This window comes from Micromonospora sp. NPDC049230 (genome assembly GCF_040647875.1).
In the GTDB taxonomy this organism is placed as follows: Bacteria; Actinomycetota; Actinomycetes; order Mycobacteriales; family Micromonosporaceae; genus Micromonospora.
Map to the genome: position 1 here is coordinate 218,133 of NZ_JBEZCZ010000005.1, position 15,789 is coordinate 233,921.

Sequence of the window (15,789 nt, forward strand, 5' to 3'; positions counted from 1 at the left end):
GCCTACCGCGTCGCGCGGGTGCGCCGCGCGGCGACGTAGCGGCGCATCTTCTCGGCCGTCCCGCAGTCGTCCATGCTGCACCAGCGGCGACTGCGGTTCTTGCTCTCGTCGTAGAAGACGAAGCGGCAGCCTCCGCACCCCTTGAGCCGGTCCAGTGCACCTGTGGTGAGCAGGTGGACCGCCGCGTGCACCACCGGCCGTAGCGGTCGGGCGAGCGTCCGGTCGTCGCGCCACACCCACGTGAACCTGCTCCCGCCCGCGAGTTGTGCGTGGCCGAGCGCGTCGGCTTCGTCGTCGCGCAGCCGGGCCAGCGCGGGCGTGCTCGGAGACCGGCCGGCGGCCAGCGGCCGGAACACCTCGTCGAGGTAGTCGCGGGTGTCCAGTGCTCGCGAGAAGGCAGCGCGGGCGCCGTCCGGATCGTTGCGGGACAGCCGGCGTAACGCTGTCGCCTCGGTTTCGGTGAGGGCGCCCGCGTACACGCCCCAGGCGACCAGCTCGGGATAGCCAGTGAGCACGTCGTCGTCGGACGGGCCGCCTGGTGGACCGGTGCGGGTGTTGACGAAGTCCAGGGCGAGGTTGCCGCCCACCAGGTGCATCCGCGTGACGTCCTCGGTTGTTTCCATCAAAACCCACTTTACCAGTTGACCTGCACCGGGTGCGTCGTTAGCTTGTTACTGGCATAGACAGTTATGGTGGTAACGATCGGAGGGGTCGGATGAGTCACCGGCGAGCAGTGGGAGCGTTGCTCGGCCTGTCCGGCGGGACCTTCCTCTACACCACAGCCGAGGCGCTGCCGATCGGCCTGCTGCTCCCCATGGCCGCGGACCTCGCCGTCTCGCCGTCGCGGGTGGGCATGCTCGTCACCGCGTACGGCGCGGTGGTCGTCGTCGCGTCGATCCCGTTGACAGCGCTGGCCAGGAGGATCCCGCGCCGGCGACTCCTGTCGGCGCTCCTGGCTGGCTTCGTCGTCAGCACCGCGATCACGGTGTTCGCGAGCACTTTCGCGCTGCTGCTGGCGGCCAGGATGGCAACCGCGGCGACCCACGCACTGTTCTGGGCGGTGGTGGTGCCGGCCGCGGCCGAGCTGTTCCGACCCGGCCTGCGCGGGCGGGTGGTCGCCATCGTGTTCGCCGGCGGCAGCGTCGCCCTGGTCCTGGGGGTGCCGGCGGGCACCTGGCTGGGCGAACGCGCCGGCTGGCGCATATCGTTCCTGGCGGTGGCCGGGCTCGGCGCGATCGTGCTCGTCGCGGTGGCCGCCCTCCTGCCGTCGACGCCGCCCGACGAGGGACACGCTGCCCGAGGCGCGACACCCGACGTCCAGCGCTTCTGGCTGCTGGTCGCGGTGGCCATCCTGACGACCGCCGGTGCCATCGCCGCGTACACCTATGTCGCGCTCTTCGTCACCGAGGTCAGCGGGTTCGCCGCCTCGTCGGTCGGTGCCATCCTGCTGGCGCGCGGTGTCGCCAGCGTCCTCGGCATCCTCGCCGTCGGAGCGGTGGTGGACCGCAGCCCGTGGCTCGCCCTGGTCGCGACCATCGCGGTGCAGTCGGTGGCACTGTTCGGGCTGTACGCGATCGGCGACCGGCCGGCGGCTGCCGTGATCCTGCTCGCGCTGGCCGGGCTGGCGTTCGCGGCGTTCACCGCGGTGCTCGGTGGCGTCGTGCTACAGGTGGCGCCCGGCCGTTCCGACCTCGCCGCCGCCACCGTCTCCGCCGCCGTCAACGTCGGCATCACCGGCGGTGCCCTGGTCGCTGGCCTGGCGCTGCCGGGCCACGGCGTGCACAGCACGGTGCTGATCGGCGCCCTGCTCGGCGTCGTCGCTCTGGCGGTCGCCGCCACGGCTGTCCGAAACGGCCATTCTCCCGCGGCGGGACACCCCGTGCGAGGTGCCCAGCAGGAAGAACCAGGGGTACGGGAAGGGTCGACAGCAGCGAGCCGGGTACTCGCCCCGTCAGCACGAGGACGGGGAGACCACCATGCGGTCGAGTACGCGCCCCCCGCGGGGCCCTGACGCGGTCGAGGCTTCTGTCACGATCGACCGCACCGTTGGGGACACTTTCCGGTTCTACCGAGACTTCACAAATTTGCCGCGTTTCCTGGGAGACGTCATGAGTGTGGAGGAAACGGGACCGGACATCTCCCGGTGGAGGATTCAGGGCCCGCTGGGCATACCGGTGCGGTGGACGGTGCGGCTGACCGAGGAGCACGCGAACGAGCTGATTCGCTACGAGACGGTGGCGCCGACCGGCCTGAGCACGTGTTGGGAAGTCTTCTTCCGGCCGGGGCCCGGGACTGGGCAGACGGAGGTTCGTGAGGTGATGCGCACGCCTTTCGGCCGGGTGGGCCGCGCCGGGCTCGCGCTGATCGGGAAGCCCCCGGCCGCTGAGGTGCGGTCAAATCTGCAACGGCTGAAGGAGTTGCTGGAAGAGGGGAAGGTGACGCACAGGGAGCACGCCGTGGCCGGTAAATTCGTGGTGTAACGGTCATCCGGGTGCTGCGGGCCTGGCAACGAGCGGGGCGGGGGCCGATGAGTCGCGCGGTGGAGGAGTCGAACCGGGCGATGCTGCGTGCGCGCGACGCGATGGACCGGGCGTACGCCGAGGCTCTGGACATCCCCGCGCTGGCCCGGATCGCGCACGTCTCCGAGGCGCACTTCATCCGTACCTTCCGGGCCACGTTCGGCGAGACCCCGCACCGCTACCTGCAACGTCGCCGGGTGGAGCGGGCGATGGCGTTGCTCGTGGAGACCGACCGGGACGTCACCGACATCTGCTACGCCGTCGGGTTCAGCAGCCTGGGTACGTTCAGCCGGACGTTCCGGCAGATCGTCGGCACGTCACCCTCGGATTTCCGGCGTCAGCGTGTCGCGCCTGTCGACGTGCCGTCGTGCTTCGCCAAAGCCTGGACCCGACCCAGCAGTTTTGGATAAGCAGCAGGTCACCGTCGCCCTCTACCGTCATGGGCATGACGATGAACGCGATCAGCCGCTCCCAGATGTACGTCCTCGACCAGGACGAGGCGCTCGACTTCTACGTGAACAAGCTCGGCATGGAGGTCAACACCGACCAGGACCTCGGCTTCATGCGGTGGCTGACGGTGAACCTGCCCGGCGACCCGGAGCGGGAGATCCTGCTGGAGAAGCCGGGCCCGCCGGCACTGGACCCGGCCACCGCCGAGCAGGTCCGCGAGCTGCTCACCAAGGGCGCCCTGGGTGGGTACCTCTTCATGACCACCGACGACGCCCACAAGACGCACGAGGATCTGGTGGCGAAGGGCGTCGAGATCACCGACGAGCCGACCGAGCGCCCGTACGGGATCGACTTCGGCATCCGGGACCCGTTCGGCAACCGGATCCGCATCGGCCAGATGTTCCCTCGGCAGTAGCGGAACCGACGCGGGTCGAGATCATCGCGTCCGCCGTGTTGCGATGGGCGGCATGGTGACCCGCGTGCTGTACCTGACCCGCCACGCCGAGCAGGACCTGACCGAGCCGGGGGAGCCGGATGCCGGGGAACCGGACACCGGCCTCACCGAGCGCGGTCGGCGGCAATCCGTCCTGCTCGGCGAACGTCTGCGGGGCCGTCGGTTCGCCGCCGTCCACCACGGGCCGCTGCTCCGGGCCGCGCAGACCGCCGAGCTGGTCGCCACATCGCTGCCCGACGTTCCGGTGTACGCGACGGAGTTGGCCGGTGACCACCTCCCACACGACACGGACCCGGCCGACCTGCCCCCGGCGTACGCGAAGTTCCTGACCCAGTTCACGGCGGCCGAGCGGGTCGACGGGCCGCGGGTGACGGCGGCGGCGGTGCGCCGGTTCGCCGGGCCGGTCGGCGAGGCGGCCGCCGGCGACGAGCCGGTCCGCGAGCTGGTCGTGACGCACACCTTCCTGATCGCCTGGCTGGTGCGGCACGCCCTCGACGCGCCGGAGCGGCGCTGGCTGGGCCTGAACCTGCACAACGCGGGGTTGACGGTGATCCGGTACAGCCCGGCCGGCCCGCCGAATCTGGTCGCCGTCAACGACGTGGCGCACCTGCCACCGGAGTTGCGGGGCACCGGCCTGCCCCCGGACTACCTGGTCTGAGTGCCGGTGGTGCGCAGCAGCAACGTGACCAGCGCCTGGGTGGCCGGCGGCGGGGGAGCGTCGGCCGGGCAGTCGACGTACCCGGTCTCGGTGCCGCCCACGGTGAGCCGGTAGCTGAGCGCGTCCGAGCAGACTGTCGAGCGAGTCGGTTGCCGCGCCTCGGCGGCCAGTCGGGGGTCGGCGGCGAGCCCGGTCACGCGGCCCAGGTCGGCGGGGGTGAGCCGGCCGGTACGCCGACTGCCGGCCCGGTCCACCGCGGCCCACTGACCGTCCGGCTCGACGGTCACGGAGTCACCACGACCGGCGAAGCCGCCGGAGGTGCGCACCGTCACCCGGGCCGGCGCGCCACCGGTCCCGGGGCCGACGGTGGCGACGATGGTCGGCGGGGTGACGGTGCGGTTCGGCGGGGTGACGACGACGGTCGGGCCGGGAGCGGTGGTGACCGGGGGCGGGAGCGGGGTGGGGGCTCGGTCGACGCCGGTGCAACCGGTCAGGACGGCGGTCAGGAGCGCGATCGTGACGGCGGTCGCCGATACCTGTCTCATCTCCGTCGGACGCGCGACCCCGAGCGATGGTTCCCCCACCCGGACGGCGTCAGCTAGTCATCGCGTTGCATGACGAAGTTGTACGAGAGGATCATCAGGGCCAGCGCACCACCGAACGCGGCACCTGCGGCGATGATGGCCTCGCCGGCGCTCTGCTTGGTCGCCCACTTGATCCAGCCCGCTGTCACGCCGATCAGGCTCGCCGCCAGTACGGCGACGACCAGCAGCAGCACACGGGTGGCGACGTTGTTGCCCATCGAGGGGTGTACCTCCGGGTAGACACAGTGATCCCTTGTGGATCCCGCGCCCCACGGGAAGGCTTCGCCTTGCTTCGCAAGATGTCAGTCGTTGAAGGCCGATGTCAAGCGTTTCCTGCTATCACCAACAAAACTCCGACCAGTCGGTAAGGGGGTGCGACAGGCACCTTCGGACGAGTCGAACCCCACCCGAACAGCGGAGGCACCGGCGAGGCCCGGGAAGGGGTCGCGGCGATGGCCGAGCGGCGTACGCCCCGCTTCGCCTGGCGGCCGCCGACCGTCGACTGATCGGTTTGCGCCGTCGTGGTCGATGGGTAGTTCCCGCTTCACACGGTGATCGGGGGACCACTATGGACGCGGCAGCAACGAATCCGGACCGGACCGAGCGGGGCCAACATCGGCTCCGTCTGATTGTGCTCCTGGTGCTGCTGGCCGCGGTGGTCGGCGCGCTCGCGGTCGGTGTCGCGATGGGTGGCCAGAACACCGGCGTCTTCGACGGTGACCCGCCGCACTGGGCCAGCAGACTCGGACTCGTCCTGGTGATTGTGGGAGTCGTCATCGAGGTGGCCGCAGCGGTCTGGATCGTCGGCACCGGCCGCTACCGGTCGGGACGACGGTCGCCCCTGCTCGGGCTCGGCTGGTCGCACCGTCGTCGGCTGGATCGGCAGGTTCGACGCGACGCGCCCGAGGCCGACGAGGACCGGGCTCTGCTCGTGGAGACCGCCGACCAGTTCGTCAAGCAACGCTATCTCGCGGTGCTGTGCTCGGGGCTGCTGATGACGAGCGTCGGTCAGGTCTTCGTGGGGTACGCGCCGTTCCACGCGGTGACCGGTGGGTTGCTGCTGGTGATCTGGGTGGTGCTGATCGTGTCGATCCTCCGAAACGCCCGCCGGGGCGAGGCATTCCTCCGCAACCACCCGGATTTCCGCGACCGCTAGTCGCACTTCGATACCACTCATCGCGACGCCTCGATCCGGGGTGGCCCGCTGCCGGCCGGTACGGCAGGCTGTCCGTCGTGCAGCGTGATCAGTTGCTCGCGGGCCGCTATCGGCTCCTGGAGCGTCTCGGCAGTGGCGGCATGTCGGCGGTCCACCGGGCGTACGACGAGGTACTCGAACGAGATGTCGCGGTGAAGATGCTCGTCGCCTCGGACACCTCGGCTCGGCAGCGGATCCGTGCCGAGGCCAAGGCGGCTGCCCGACTGTCGCACCCGCACGTCACAGGCGTGTACGACTATGGCGAGTCACCGCTTGACGGTTCCCCGGTCCCGTTCGTGGTGATGGAGTTGCTCGGCGGCCTCACCCTCGAACAACGGCTGGCGACCGGGCCGTTGCCACCGCCTGCCGGCCTACGGGTCTGCGCCGAGGTGGCCTCCGCTCTCACTGCCGCGCACGCGCAGGGGTTGGTGCACCGCGACATCAAGCCGAGCAACGTGATGCTCACGCCGACCGGCGCCAAGGTGCTCGACTTCGGCATCGCGGCCGTCGCCGGCGAATCGGAGATCGACTTCGAGGGGCGGCTGCTGGGCACCCCGGCCTATCTCGCCCCGGAGCGACTGGAGGCCGGCGAGGTGCTGCCGGCCTGTGACGTGTACGCCCTGGGCCTCCTGCTGCACCGGGTGCTCACCGGTCGGCTGCCGTGGTCGGCCGAGACGCAGACCGGGATGATCCGCGCGCACACGCACGTCGACCCGGAGCCGCTGCCGGAGATCGACGGGGTGCCGCCCGAGGTTCACCGGCTCTACCGCTGGTGTCTGGCCCGTGACCCCGCCGACCGGCCGCCGGCCGCCGAGGCGGCCCGCACCCTGCTCGCGGCCGTGAGCGGAGCCACGCCCGAGGGAACCGGCGTCACCGCGGCACCGGGAGCGGGCCCTGAGGAAACGGGCGTCACCGCGGCACCGGAGGCAGGCTCGGTCGAGCCGACCGACACCGCGACAGTCGATTCGGCCGGGCCGACGACACGCCTGTCGTGGCGTCGGCGTCGGCGTCAGGCCATCCTGGCTGTCGGCGGCGCGGTGCTCGCCGCGATCGCGATGGCCGGGTCGCTCGGCGACTTCGGCAATCGTCGGCCGGGGCAGGGTGCTCCGTCGACCGACCGGGGCCCGGGCACCACCGCCGTGGGGATGCCGCGCGCCCCGGAGCCCGCCGACGAGATCACGACCGGACCATCCGCCGGCCCGCCGGCCCGGAACACCGCGCCCGCTGCCCGGACCGGCCCCCCGACCGGTCCGGACCCGACGGCGACCCCGGCCCCGACAGCGGCCCCGACCGCGCCCGGCCCGGCGCCGACCACGCTCGGCCAGGCCGCGCCGACGCCCACCCTCTCCGCGGACGTACCCGTGCAGGCGCGCGGAGGCACGATCACCATCCGCTGTGTGGGTAAGTCCGCCGAGGTGCTCGCTGTGGCACCCGCGCCCGGGTTCCTGGCGGAGGCGTACGACCCGGGCCCGGCGAAGCAGATCCGGGTCGAGTTGACCTCCACCGAGCACCGCAGCGAGATCCGGGTGAACTGCCCCAACGGCCGTCCGAGCCCGCAGGTGAAGGAACGCGCCGCCTGACCGGGGCCGGCGGGTGCCGCGCCCCGGGACGTGCCCGGAACGCGGCCCCCCGTTCCCGCCGGCCGGTCCGTCACCGCCCGGCCAGCGCCCCCCAGCCCGGGTTCACCGGCTCCCGGCGCAGCGGCATGCCCGCCTCCGCCGGCGTCCGGTCACCCTTGCGCTGGTTGCAGCCGTAGCAGGCGGCGGTGGTGTTCCGCCAGGTGTTCCGGCCGCCGCGCGAGCGGGGCAGGATGTGGTCGATGGTGGAGGCCGGGCCACCGCAGTACGCGCAGCACCTGTCGTCGCGGCGCAGCACCCCGGAACGGGACCAGGCCGGCCCGGAGTTGAACCTCCAGCGGGTGACCACGTAGCGGACCAGCCGCACCACCCGGGGCATCGGGAAGACGCCGATCACCCGGTCCGGCTCGGCCTCGTGGATCTCGGCGACGCGGCGGCAGAGCATCCGCACGGCATGTTGAAGGGTGACCCGGTGCAGCGGGCCGAGGTCGGCGTTGACGACGAGGACGGCGTCCACCGGGACTCCTTTCACGATGGTGACGGACAGCGAAGAGCCGCCCGGTCCGGCCTGTGGACGGGGCGGCTCAGCGCGTACGGGGACGCGTCAGTCGGGCCGGCCCGCCCGGGGACCTTCCGCTCGGCAACCGTCGCCGGGCAGCGTCGACGGCACTGTGGTGACGTGCGACATCGTCATGTTCTGCTCCCGTGGCGGTGGTTGACCTTGCCCGCTCACGGTAGGTCGGGGCGGGGAACGCGGGCAACGTATTTCGATTGGTCGCCCGGCTCCTCCGGACGGCGCTGTCGGCGGGTCCGGGGGGCGACGACCACCGAGCGCCGGGCAGTGGTCAGCGGCCGGTTCAGCCGAAGGGCCATTCGCGCGGTGAGTTCGCTGTCCAGCAGGGGCCGGTTGACCTCGCCGGCGACGGCCAGCGCCGGCCCGGAAACCGACCGCCAGATCGCGGCCAGCCCGGCGCCGAGACCCACCAGGGCGACTGTGGCCCGGGTGGTCGGTGAGCCGGCGGCCGCGGCGGCGCTCACGCCGACCACCGCGAAGAGCACCAACAGCAGGGGTACGAGCACCGGCCAGAAGATGCCCCGCGCCGCCTGTGCCACCAGCCGGCGATCCCGGATGATCAGGTTTCGGGCGATCACCGCGTAGTCCTCCTCGTCGAGCAGGTCGCGGGGGTGCAGGCCGCCGGTGAGCACGTCCCGCCAGAGGTCACCCTGACCTCGCAGGGCCCGGCTCAGCTCGGCGGGCGCCGGCTCGGCCGGGTCACCGTGGCCGGCCCGGTCCACAGCCGTCGCCCAGGCGGCCATCGACCGCCGCACCACCGCGGCCGAGTACGGCGGCAGCACGCTGGCCAGCTCGTCCAGCCAGCGGCTGATCTGGATCTGCCGACCGCCGAACTGCCGCAGCAACTGGGCGGCGTCGCCGGCTCGGACGGTGTCGGCCACCGATCGACCCAACCGGTAGGCCAGCCCGACCCGATGGTTGGTGGCCATCGCCCAGCGCAGCACCTCGACGTTGAGGTCGTCCAGGGCGAGCAGCAGCGGCACCGGATCGGCGGGGTCGGGTGGGCCCAGGGCGGGCAGCAGGGCCCGGGCAGCCGACGTGTCGGGCACCGGCCCGGTGTGCCTGGTGAGTTCGGCGATCTGGGCCAGCGCGACGTCCACCCCGTCGAGGTACATGCGCATGCGCCGGTGGGGGGACATCTCGGTGAGGTTGGAGAGCTTGGTCGGCGGTACGGATGGGCGGGCCTCGGCGGGTGCGCCGAGTTCCGCGTGCTGCCCGTGGTGGTAGGCGTCCGCCATCCACCAGCCCAGGCGCAGTGCGGTGACGATGCAGGCCCGTTCGTCGCGGATCAGTGGGTACGCGTCGTCGCGGCCGATCTCGCCGATCGGTGGGCGGTTCTCCGCGCCGGCGCGGTGCAGTGGTGACATCCCCCGCTGCCCTCCCGCCCGGTCGATCGACGGTTGATCAACCAAGCGTACGGCAGCGTGCCGTTGCTTATGTTGTGTTTTGTCGGTTTGGGGTGCGCCGACCGGCGAGCAGCCCCCGGGGCCGGATCGAGCGCACCGGCTCCGCCGCGCCGCCCTCGGCACGCAGGATGTGGTTCGCGGCGATGATGCCCGTCGCCGCCGAGCGTTCCATCAACGCGCTCGGGAAGTCCGTGGCGATACCATCGCCGGCCAGGTAGAGGCCGGACGCGTCGGTGCGTACCCCCGGTCGCCAGGCGTGGCTGCCCGGCGTGAACGCCGGCGCCTGCGCCTCGACCCGGGCCCGCAGCTCGCGGACCCGCAGGTCGCCGGCCTCTGGCCAGAGCGCGACAAGCTCGCGGCGCATCCGCTCGGCCAACTCCTCGGCCGGCACCCCCGGGTCGCAGGCGTACGCGTGCAGCTCGATGACCGACCCGCCGGTCTGCCGCGCCCACCGCCGCGACTCGTTCTCCAACCTGTGGTAGAGCGTCACCGAGTCCAGCGTGGGCTGGCGGGACACGCCGCTGAACACCGCCCGCTCGGCGGCCACGTCACCGGCACACCAGTACCGGGCCACCGCGTACGGCGGGCCGGGCCGACCGAAGGCGGGCATCCGTGCCGCCAGCTCCGGTGCCCCCTCGATCAGGTCGGGGGAGGCCGCGACCAGCGCGGCGAGTGCCGGCGGGTCGACGGCCAGCACCACGTGGGCCGCCGGGTGGCTGCCGCCGTCGGTGGTCGTCACCCGCCAGCCGTCGGCGTCCCGCTGCACACCGGTCGCCGCGCAGCCGGTGAGCACCCGGCCACCGTGCTTCTCCACGTGCCGGGTCAGCGGCTCCCAGATCGCCGTGGCGTAGTCCTCGTCCGGGCAGTCGAACGCCAGCCCCTCCGGGTTGCCGAGCAGGTAGAAGTGGAACTGGGCGACCATCTCGGCGGCCGACATCTCCGTCTCGTGGTTGAAGAACGAGTGCGAGAAGACCTCGAACAGCATCGCCCGCGCCCGGTCCGGCAGCCCCAGCGACGCCAACAGCTCGTCGGCGGTGGTGTCGTCCAACTCGGCGTAGGTGCGCACCGGGTCGTAGGTGAGCAGCGGCAACGCGGCGTCGCGGTCCATCATCCGCAGATCGGCCAGGCGCAGGCTGGGGCTGCGCAACAGCAGCGCGAGCAGGTTCGCCGGTGGTGCGGGTGGCAGCCTGCCGAACTCCTCGGTCGGCCACTGGGCACTGAGGATCGGGTAACCCGCGATGGGCTTGAGGAAACCCAGGTCGGGGTCGATGCGGCGGAGGACGGACCGCCAGTTGTAGTACTGCCGGAAGAACGCGTGGAAACCATGCTCGGTCTGCTGGGCGCCGTCGGTCAGCGCCTCCGGCCAGGCGCCCAGTCGACCGCCGAGCGTCGGCGCGGCCTCCAGCACGGTGACCGCGACACCCCGCTCGGCCAGCACCACCGCCGCCGACATGCCGGCGATGCCGCCACCCACCACCAGCGCCGAGGTCGCTCGCGGCACGCGGTCCGCGCCGCCACCGCCCGGGTCCACCAGGTGCTGCCGTACGCCGATGAGCCGGCCCACCACCTGCGACAGCGCCATGGACACCCACCTCTCTCCCGACCCAGTCTCCCCTACGGAAGGCAGCGGCGCGCGCGGTCGGAGGCAGGCCAGACGTACTCCAGATCCGCTGGCACGTCGTCGCCGAAGAGGGGCCGGTAGTGCTCCGGGTCCTTGCGGACCAGCGACGAGCGGTGGCTCAGGTGCAGGTCGTCGCGACCCAACCACGGTGGCAGCTCGCCAACCCGAGCCAGCTCGGCCTGGGTCCGTACGACGCCGGGCCCACAGGCCGCGGCCAGGTCGACGGTCATCGTGGTGGCGCAGGTGTCGGCCCGCCCCGGCTCGGTCCACACCGCGCACATGTCCAGCCCGTAGCGGGTCAGCGCCTCCTCGTACCCGGCCCACATCTTCACCGCCGGGTGGTTGCGCCAGCCGTACCCGGGTCGGGTGAGCCCGCGCAGCACCTGGATGGCCTCCACCCGCTGCTTGCCCAGCCGCTTCTGGTCCAGCGTGCGGGCGCTGGCCAGGAAGTCCGGGTACGGGAGGAACGTCTGCATGCGGCTGCACTACCCGTCGCGGGGGCCCGCATGCCTGGTCGCGGGATGATCCGGACGGGGTCGCCCAGCGTGGCAGTGCTGATTACGATCCGGGCATGGCGGAGCCGTGGCGGGACCGGGCGCGACGGGCGGTCGAGTGGAACTGGCGACTGCGGTCCGTCGGTGATCCGCGCCCGCACTACGTGATCTGCGGGAAGGACGCGCTGGCCTACTACGTGGCCCGGGCGATGCTCGAATCCGAACTGCCGGCGGGCGGGGCCCGGGTGACAGTCGTGGTGCCGGAGCGCTACCGCAGCAACGGCCCGGACGTGGCGGGGTTGCGCGGTGTTCGGGTGGTCCGCTCGGATCGGCTGGACGTGGCCACCTTCGAGGCCGCCGGCCTGGCCGGGGCGACCGGGTTGGCCCTGCTGCACCAGGACGACGTCGGCAACCTGCACGCGGCGCTCTGCGCGCAGGCCGTCGACCAGCAGGTCCGTCAGGTGCTGCGGATGTTCAACGGCACCCTCGCCGACGGTGTGCGCAAACTGATCAGGGCACCGGTCGAGGTGCTCTCCGACGCGGAGATGGCCGCGCCGGCCTTCGTGGCCGCCGCGCTCGGCGAGGTCGACCCCAGCTCCTTCCAACACCGGGACAAGACGCTCCGGGTGGCGCGGCGGGCCGATATCCGCCCGCAGGACGTGGTCTGCGCCCTGGCCCACCTCACCGAGGCGCAGGGGGTGGAGCTGCTGCCGGCCGAGCAGGCCGGGGCCGACCTGGTGCTCGCCGAGGCGACCGGGCAGCCGCCGGGCACCGAGGTCGCCGCCCGTCGGCTGGTCCGGGCCCGTCGGCGGCGTCGCCCGGTCGCGGTGCTGCTGGGAGCGGTACGCGGCTTCGCCACCCGCAAGATCGGCGTCGCGGTGATGCTGGTGCTCGCGGTGATCGCGGTGTTGGGGGCGCTGATCTCCCGCACCGAGGGCGTCTCCCCACTGGAAGCCCTGTACCTGACCCTGGTCACCACACTCAGCGGCGCCGACCCGGACACCACCAAGCCGGCCGGCGCACAGATCATGCAGGTGGTGCTCAACCTGGCCGGGTTGGCGCTGATCCCGCTGATCACCGCCGCCGTTGTGGACGGCATCGTCAACGCCCGACTGGCCCTGCACACCGGCCGGTTGCAGCCCGCGCGGGCCGGGCACGTCGTGCTGATCGGCCTGGGCAACGTCGGCACCCGCGTGATGGCGCAACTCCGCGAGTACGACGTCGAGGTGGTGGCGATCGACAAGGATCCGGAGCCGCGCGGCGGCGCCCTGGCCCGTCAACTGGAGGTGCCGCTGATCGTCGGCGACGCCGCGCTTCCGGAGACGCTGGCCGCCGCGTCGGTGGCCGACTGTCAGGCGCTGGTGGTGGCGTCCACCGACGACGTGGCCAACCTGGAGGCGGCGCTCGCCGCCCGGGATCTCCGCGACGACCTGCGGGTGGTGCTCCGACTCTTCGACGGTGACTTCGCCGAACGGGTGGAGGAGACCTTCGCCCTCGGGGTGTCCCGGTCGGTCTCCTACCTGGCCGCGCCGGCCTTCATCGGGGCGCTCACCGAACGCGCGGTGATCACCACGATCCCTGTCGACCGGCACGCGCTGCCGGTCGCCGAGGTGCCGGTCGCCGCCGGCTCCGAGTTGGACGGCCGGCCGCTGGACGTGGTCAACCGGGACGGGCAGGTCCGGCTCATCGCCCGGACCCCGGCGGGCGGTGCCAGGACGATCTGGTGGAAGGACCTCGACCCCCGACAGGTGATCTTCGCTGGTGACCGGTTGACTGTCGTCGCCCGTCGGCGCGGCCTGGACTGGTTGACGCACCAGTGCGCCCCGCCGGCCCACCCGGCCCCGATCCCTCGGCCGGCCGGTGCGGTCCACGGCGGGGTGCACAACCCCGCCACGGCAACCCCCGGAGGGCTGAGCGCGACGGACTCGGAGGTCGGCGTGGCACATTCCGTTCCTCCCGCCGGGGGTGCTCCCTCGACGACCACCGGCGGTCCACCTGAGGAATTCGAGCTGACGCGTCGGTATGACGGCCCCGGCGAGGTGAGCTGAAGGTTCATCTGCCGGCGCGCAAAGTCTGTGGTGATCGAGGCAGCGCGGTACCGCGTGTGGGTGATCGCCCGATCTCGTGCCGAAGGCCGGTTCGTACCGCTGGCGGCGGCGCTGGAATCACTCGGGGTCGATCCTCGTGAGGTGGAGGCACTGGACACGGTCGGCGTGGTCTCGCTGAACACCCGCCGCCGGTGGCCTACCCGGGTCACCGGCGGGCGGGGCGCAGCGCGTACCAGGCGGCACCGACGGCCAGCACGCCGAAGCCGGCGAGGACGCTGCCGGTCGGCAGGTTGATCGCGAGCAGCAGACAGCCGAGCAGCCCCAGCCCGGCGAGTACCTGTACGGGCAGCCGCCGGCCCGGCTCCCGGCCCAGTGTCAGCGCCGCCGCGTTGGTGATCGCGTAGTAGACCAGCACCGTGCAACTGGAGAAGCCGATGGCGTCGCGCACGTCGCCGAGCAGCACCACCACGATCACCACTGCGGCCACGGCCAGCTCGGCGCGGTGCGGCACCTGGTGTACCTGGTGCACTGCGGCCAGCGCGCCGGGCAGGTCGCGGCGGCGGGCCATCGCCAGTGTGGTCCGGCCGACCCCGGCGACCAGGGACAACAGGACGCCGACGACCGCGATGGTGGCCCCGGCGCGAACCACCCAGGCCAGGCCGGGCAGCCCGGCGGCGGTCACCACGTCGACAAGGGGCGCGGCGGAGTCGGCCAGCCGGTCGGCGCCGAGCACCCCGAGCGTGATCACGGCCAGCACCAGGTAGATCGCGAGCACCGCCCCGAGCGCCAGCGGCACCGCGCGGGGAATCGTCCGCCGCGGGTCGCGGACCTCCTCGCCGAGCGTGGCGATCCGGGCGTACCCGGCGAACGCGAAGAACAGCAGCCCGGCGGCGGTGAGCACGCCCCGGGCGGAGCCGCCGGGCTCGCCGAGCCGATCCAGGTGCACCGGCCCGCCCACCAGGCCGACAACCGCGACCAGGGCCAACACCGCGAGCACCAGCGCGACAAGTGCCCTGGTCACGGTCGCCGTCTTGCCGATGCCGCGCAGGTTCACCCCGGTCACCGCGAGCACCGCGCTGACCGCGACCAGTCGGGCCTGCCCCGGCCACAGGTACGCCCCGATGGTCAACGCCATCGCCGCGCAGCTCGCGGTCTTGCCGACCACGAAGCCCCAGCCGGCCAGGAACCCGGCGAACGGCCCGAGGCGCTCCCGGCCGTAGACGTAGGTGCCGCCGGACTCCGGATATCGGGCCGCCAGCCGCGCCGAGCTTGTCGCGTTGCAGAAGGCGATGAAGCCGGCCAGCACCAGCGCGGGCAGCAGGCCGGCGCCGCCGGCCTCCGCCGCAGCCGGGCCGAACACCACGAAGATGCCCGCACCGAGCATCGAGCCCAAACCGATGACAACCGCATCGGGTACGCCGAGCCGCCGCGCCAGTTGGTCCACGGACCGAAACCCTAGGGGTACGAGGTGAACGGCCGGTCCCAGGCGCGTAACCGGCCGGGGAGCGGCAGGTCGTCCCACGGCACCCGGTGCATCAGCCGGTCCAGGAGCAGGCCCAGCAGCAGCCCGGCCACCGAGTCGGTCAGCCAGTGCCAGCCCAGGTAGGTGGTGGTGGTGAGGACGACAAGCGGCGGCGCGACCCGGACCACGGTGACGAGCCGGGCCGGCAGTTGGCGGCCGAAGCTGCGGGCCAGCGGGGCCAGCAGCAGCGCGATGACGCCGTACCAGACGATGGCGTTGGCGACGTGCCCCGACGGGTAGGACTGCGCATATCGGACCGGCAGGTCGTCGTGGAACAGCGGCAGGGTCTGCTCGGGCGTCAGGAACGGCTCCTTGACGCTGGCGCTCGGTGCCGCCCGGGCCGTCCAGACCTTGAGCGGGCCGATGGTCAGGAGGGTCAGCACGAACCCGATCACCGGCGGCAGGATCGGCCGCACCGACCGCAACCGGACGGCCACCAGCACCCCCAGCCCGGCGGCGATCAGGGTCAGCGGGCTGCCCTGCCCGAGGTGATTCAGCACCCAAGCCACCCAGTAGGCGACAGTCGGCCGGTGCCCGTCGGCCCAGTCGGCGACCGCTCGATCCAGCCCGAAGAGTTGGTCGGCGGCGAGCGCCACCGTCAAACTGACCAACCCGACCAGCAGCAGGGCGTCGAACCACCAGCCGGCCGGGCGGACGGGCCGTAGCCGCAGGTCACGTCGTACCGCC

17 protein-coding genes and 1 pseudogene are annotated in these 15,789 nt (G+C 72.6%); 9 read left to right on the forward strand and 9 right to left on the reverse strand.

What is annotated here, in order from left to right; genetic code table 11:
• Positions 1–2: 2 nt before the first annotated feature.
• On the reverse strand, positions 3–623 hold the full coding sequence (locus AB0A95_RS06860; protein WP_357554678.1) for an ABATE domain-containing protein: 621 nt from the start codon (positions 621–623) through the stop codon (positions 3–5).
• A gap of 92 nt (positions 624–715) precedes the next feature.
• On the opposite strand from AB0A95_RS06860, the gene AB0A95_RS06865 reads away from it, so the two are divergent.
• The 5 genes from AB0A95_RS06865 to AB0A95_RS06885 are packed head-to-tail and all read left to right on the forward strand — an operon-like array spanning position 716 to position 4,081.
• Positions 716–2,011: an MFS transporter gene (locus tag AB0A95_RS06865; protein WP_357554679.1), complete on the forward strand. Its 1,296-nt coding sequence runs from the start codon at positions 716–718 to the stop codon at positions 2,009–2,011.
• Positions 1,977–2,480: an SRPBCC family protein gene (locus AB0A95_RS06870; RefSeq protein ID WP_357554680.1), complete on the forward strand. Its 504-nt coding sequence runs from the start codon at positions 1,977–1,979 to the stop codon at positions 2,478–2,480. The genes AB0A95_RS06865 and AB0A95_RS06870 overlap by 35 nt, the downstream gene beginning before the upstream one ends.
• 47 nt (positions 2,481–2,527) lie before the next feature.
• Complete coding sequence (locus AB0A95_RS06875) at positions 2,528–2,929, forward strand: AraC family transcriptional regulator (RefSeq protein ID WP_357068071.1); 402 nt, start codon at positions 2,528–2,530, stop codon at positions 2,927–2,929.
• A 35-nt stretch (positions 2,930–2,964) separates the two neighbouring features.
• Positions 2,965–3,384: a VOC family protein gene (locus tag AB0A95_RS06880; RefSeq protein WP_357554681.1), complete on the forward strand. Its 420-nt coding sequence runs from the start codon at positions 2,965–2,967 to the stop codon at positions 3,382–3,384.
• A 52-nt stretch (positions 3,385–3,436) separates the two neighbouring features.
• Positions 3,437–4,081, forward strand: coding sequence for a histidine phosphatase family protein (locus AB0A95_RS06885; RefSeq protein ID WP_357554682.1), 645 nt, complete (start codon positions 3,437–3,439; stop codon positions 4,079–4,081).
• Here the strand turns inward: AB0A95_RS06885 and AB0A95_RS06890 are convergent.
• Both AB0A95_RS06890 and AB0A95_RS06895 read right to left on the reverse strand, forming a co-directional pair.
• Complete coding sequence (locus AB0A95_RS06890; RefSeq protein WP_357554683.1) at positions 4,069–4,626, reverse strand: hypothetical protein; 558 nt, start codon at positions 4,624–4,626, stop codon at positions 4,069–4,071. The two genes, AB0A95_RS06885 and AB0A95_RS06890, sit on opposite strands and share 13 nt — an antisense overlap.
• 53 nt (positions 4,627–4,679) lie before the next feature.
• Positions 4,680–4,883, reverse strand: a complete 204-nt coding sequence (locus tag AB0A95_RS06895; protein ID WP_357554684.1) for a hypothetical protein — start codon at positions 4,881–4,883, stop codon at positions 4,680–4,682.
• Positions 4,884–5,296: 413 nt separating this feature from the next.
• On the opposite strand from AB0A95_RS06895, the gene AB0A95_RS06900 reads away from it, so the two are divergent.
• Complete coding sequence (locus AB0A95_RS06900) at positions 5,297–5,821, forward strand: hypothetical protein (RefSeq protein ID WP_357554685.1); 525 nt, start codon at positions 5,297–5,299, stop codon at positions 5,819–5,821.
• A gap of 77 nt (positions 5,822–5,898) precedes the next feature.
• Positions 5,899–7,440 carry a protein kinase gene (locus AB0A95_RS06905; protein ID WP_357554686.1) on the forward strand — a complete coding sequence of 514 codons (1,542 nt, stop codon included), beginning with the start codon at positions 5,899–5,901 and terminating at the stop codon, positions 7,438–7,440.
• A gap of 70 nt (positions 7,441–7,510) precedes the next feature.
• On the opposite strand, the gene AB0A95_RS06910 is transcribed toward AB0A95_RS06905, so the two are convergent.
• The 4 genes from AB0A95_RS06910 to AB0A95_RS06925 all read right to left on the reverse strand — a co-directional run bounded on the left by AB0A95_RS06910 (position 7,511) and on the right by AB0A95_RS06925 (position 11,514).
• A complete protein-coding gene (locus AB0A95_RS06910; protein ID WP_357554687.1) occupies positions 7,511–7,954 on the reverse strand; it encodes an HNH endonuclease in 444 nt (147 codons plus the stop codon).
• 212 nt (positions 7,955–8,166) lie between these two features.
• Positions 8,167–9,378, reverse strand: a complete 1,212-nt coding sequence (locus AB0A95_RS06915; protein WP_357554688.1) for a hypothetical protein — start codon at positions 9,376–9,378, stop codon at positions 8,167–8,169.
• A gap of 67 nt (positions 9,379–9,445) precedes the next feature.
• Entirely contained in the window at positions 9,446–10,999 is a 1,554-nt protein-coding gene (locus AB0A95_RS06920; RefSeq protein ID WP_357554689.1) for an FAD-dependent oxidoreductase, read from the reverse strand.
• Between the two features lie 32 nt (positions 11,000–11,031).
• Positions 11,032–11,514: an MSMEG_6728 family protein gene (locus AB0A95_RS06925; RefSeq protein WP_357554690.1), complete on the reverse strand. Its 483-nt coding sequence runs from the start codon at positions 11,512–11,514 to the stop codon at positions 11,032–11,034.
• Between the two features lie 95 nt (positions 11,515–11,609).
• On the opposite strand from AB0A95_RS06925, the gene AB0A95_RS06930 reads away from it, so the two are divergent.
• Together AB0A95_RS06930 and AB0A95_RS06935 are read left to right on the forward strand one after the other, a co-directional pair.
• Positions 11,610–13,580, forward strand: a complete 1,971-nt coding sequence (locus AB0A95_RS06930) for an NAD-binding protein (RefSeq protein ID WP_357554691.1) — start codon at positions 11,610–11,612, stop codon at positions 13,578–13,580.
• Positions 13,581–13,640: 60 nt separating this feature from the next.
• Positions 13,641–13,733, forward strand: a pseudogene (locus AB0A95_RS06935) (prevent-host-death family protein); the annotation flags it as partial.
• A 52-nt stretch (positions 13,734–13,785) separates the two neighbouring features.
• Here the strand turns inward: AB0A95_RS06935 and AB0A95_RS06940 are convergent.
• Positions 13,786–15,024, reverse strand: a complete 1,239-nt coding sequence (locus AB0A95_RS06940; protein ID WP_357554692.1) for an APC family permease — start codon at positions 15,022–15,024, stop codon at positions 13,786–13,788.
• Positions 15,025–15,035: 11 nt separating this feature from the next.
• Positions 15,036–15,773, reverse strand: coding sequence for a phosphatase PAP2 family protein (locus tag AB0A95_RS06945; protein WP_357554748.1), 738 nt, complete (start codon positions 15,771–15,773; stop codon positions 15,036–15,038).
• Between the last annotated feature and the right edge of the window lie 16 nt (positions 15,774–15,789).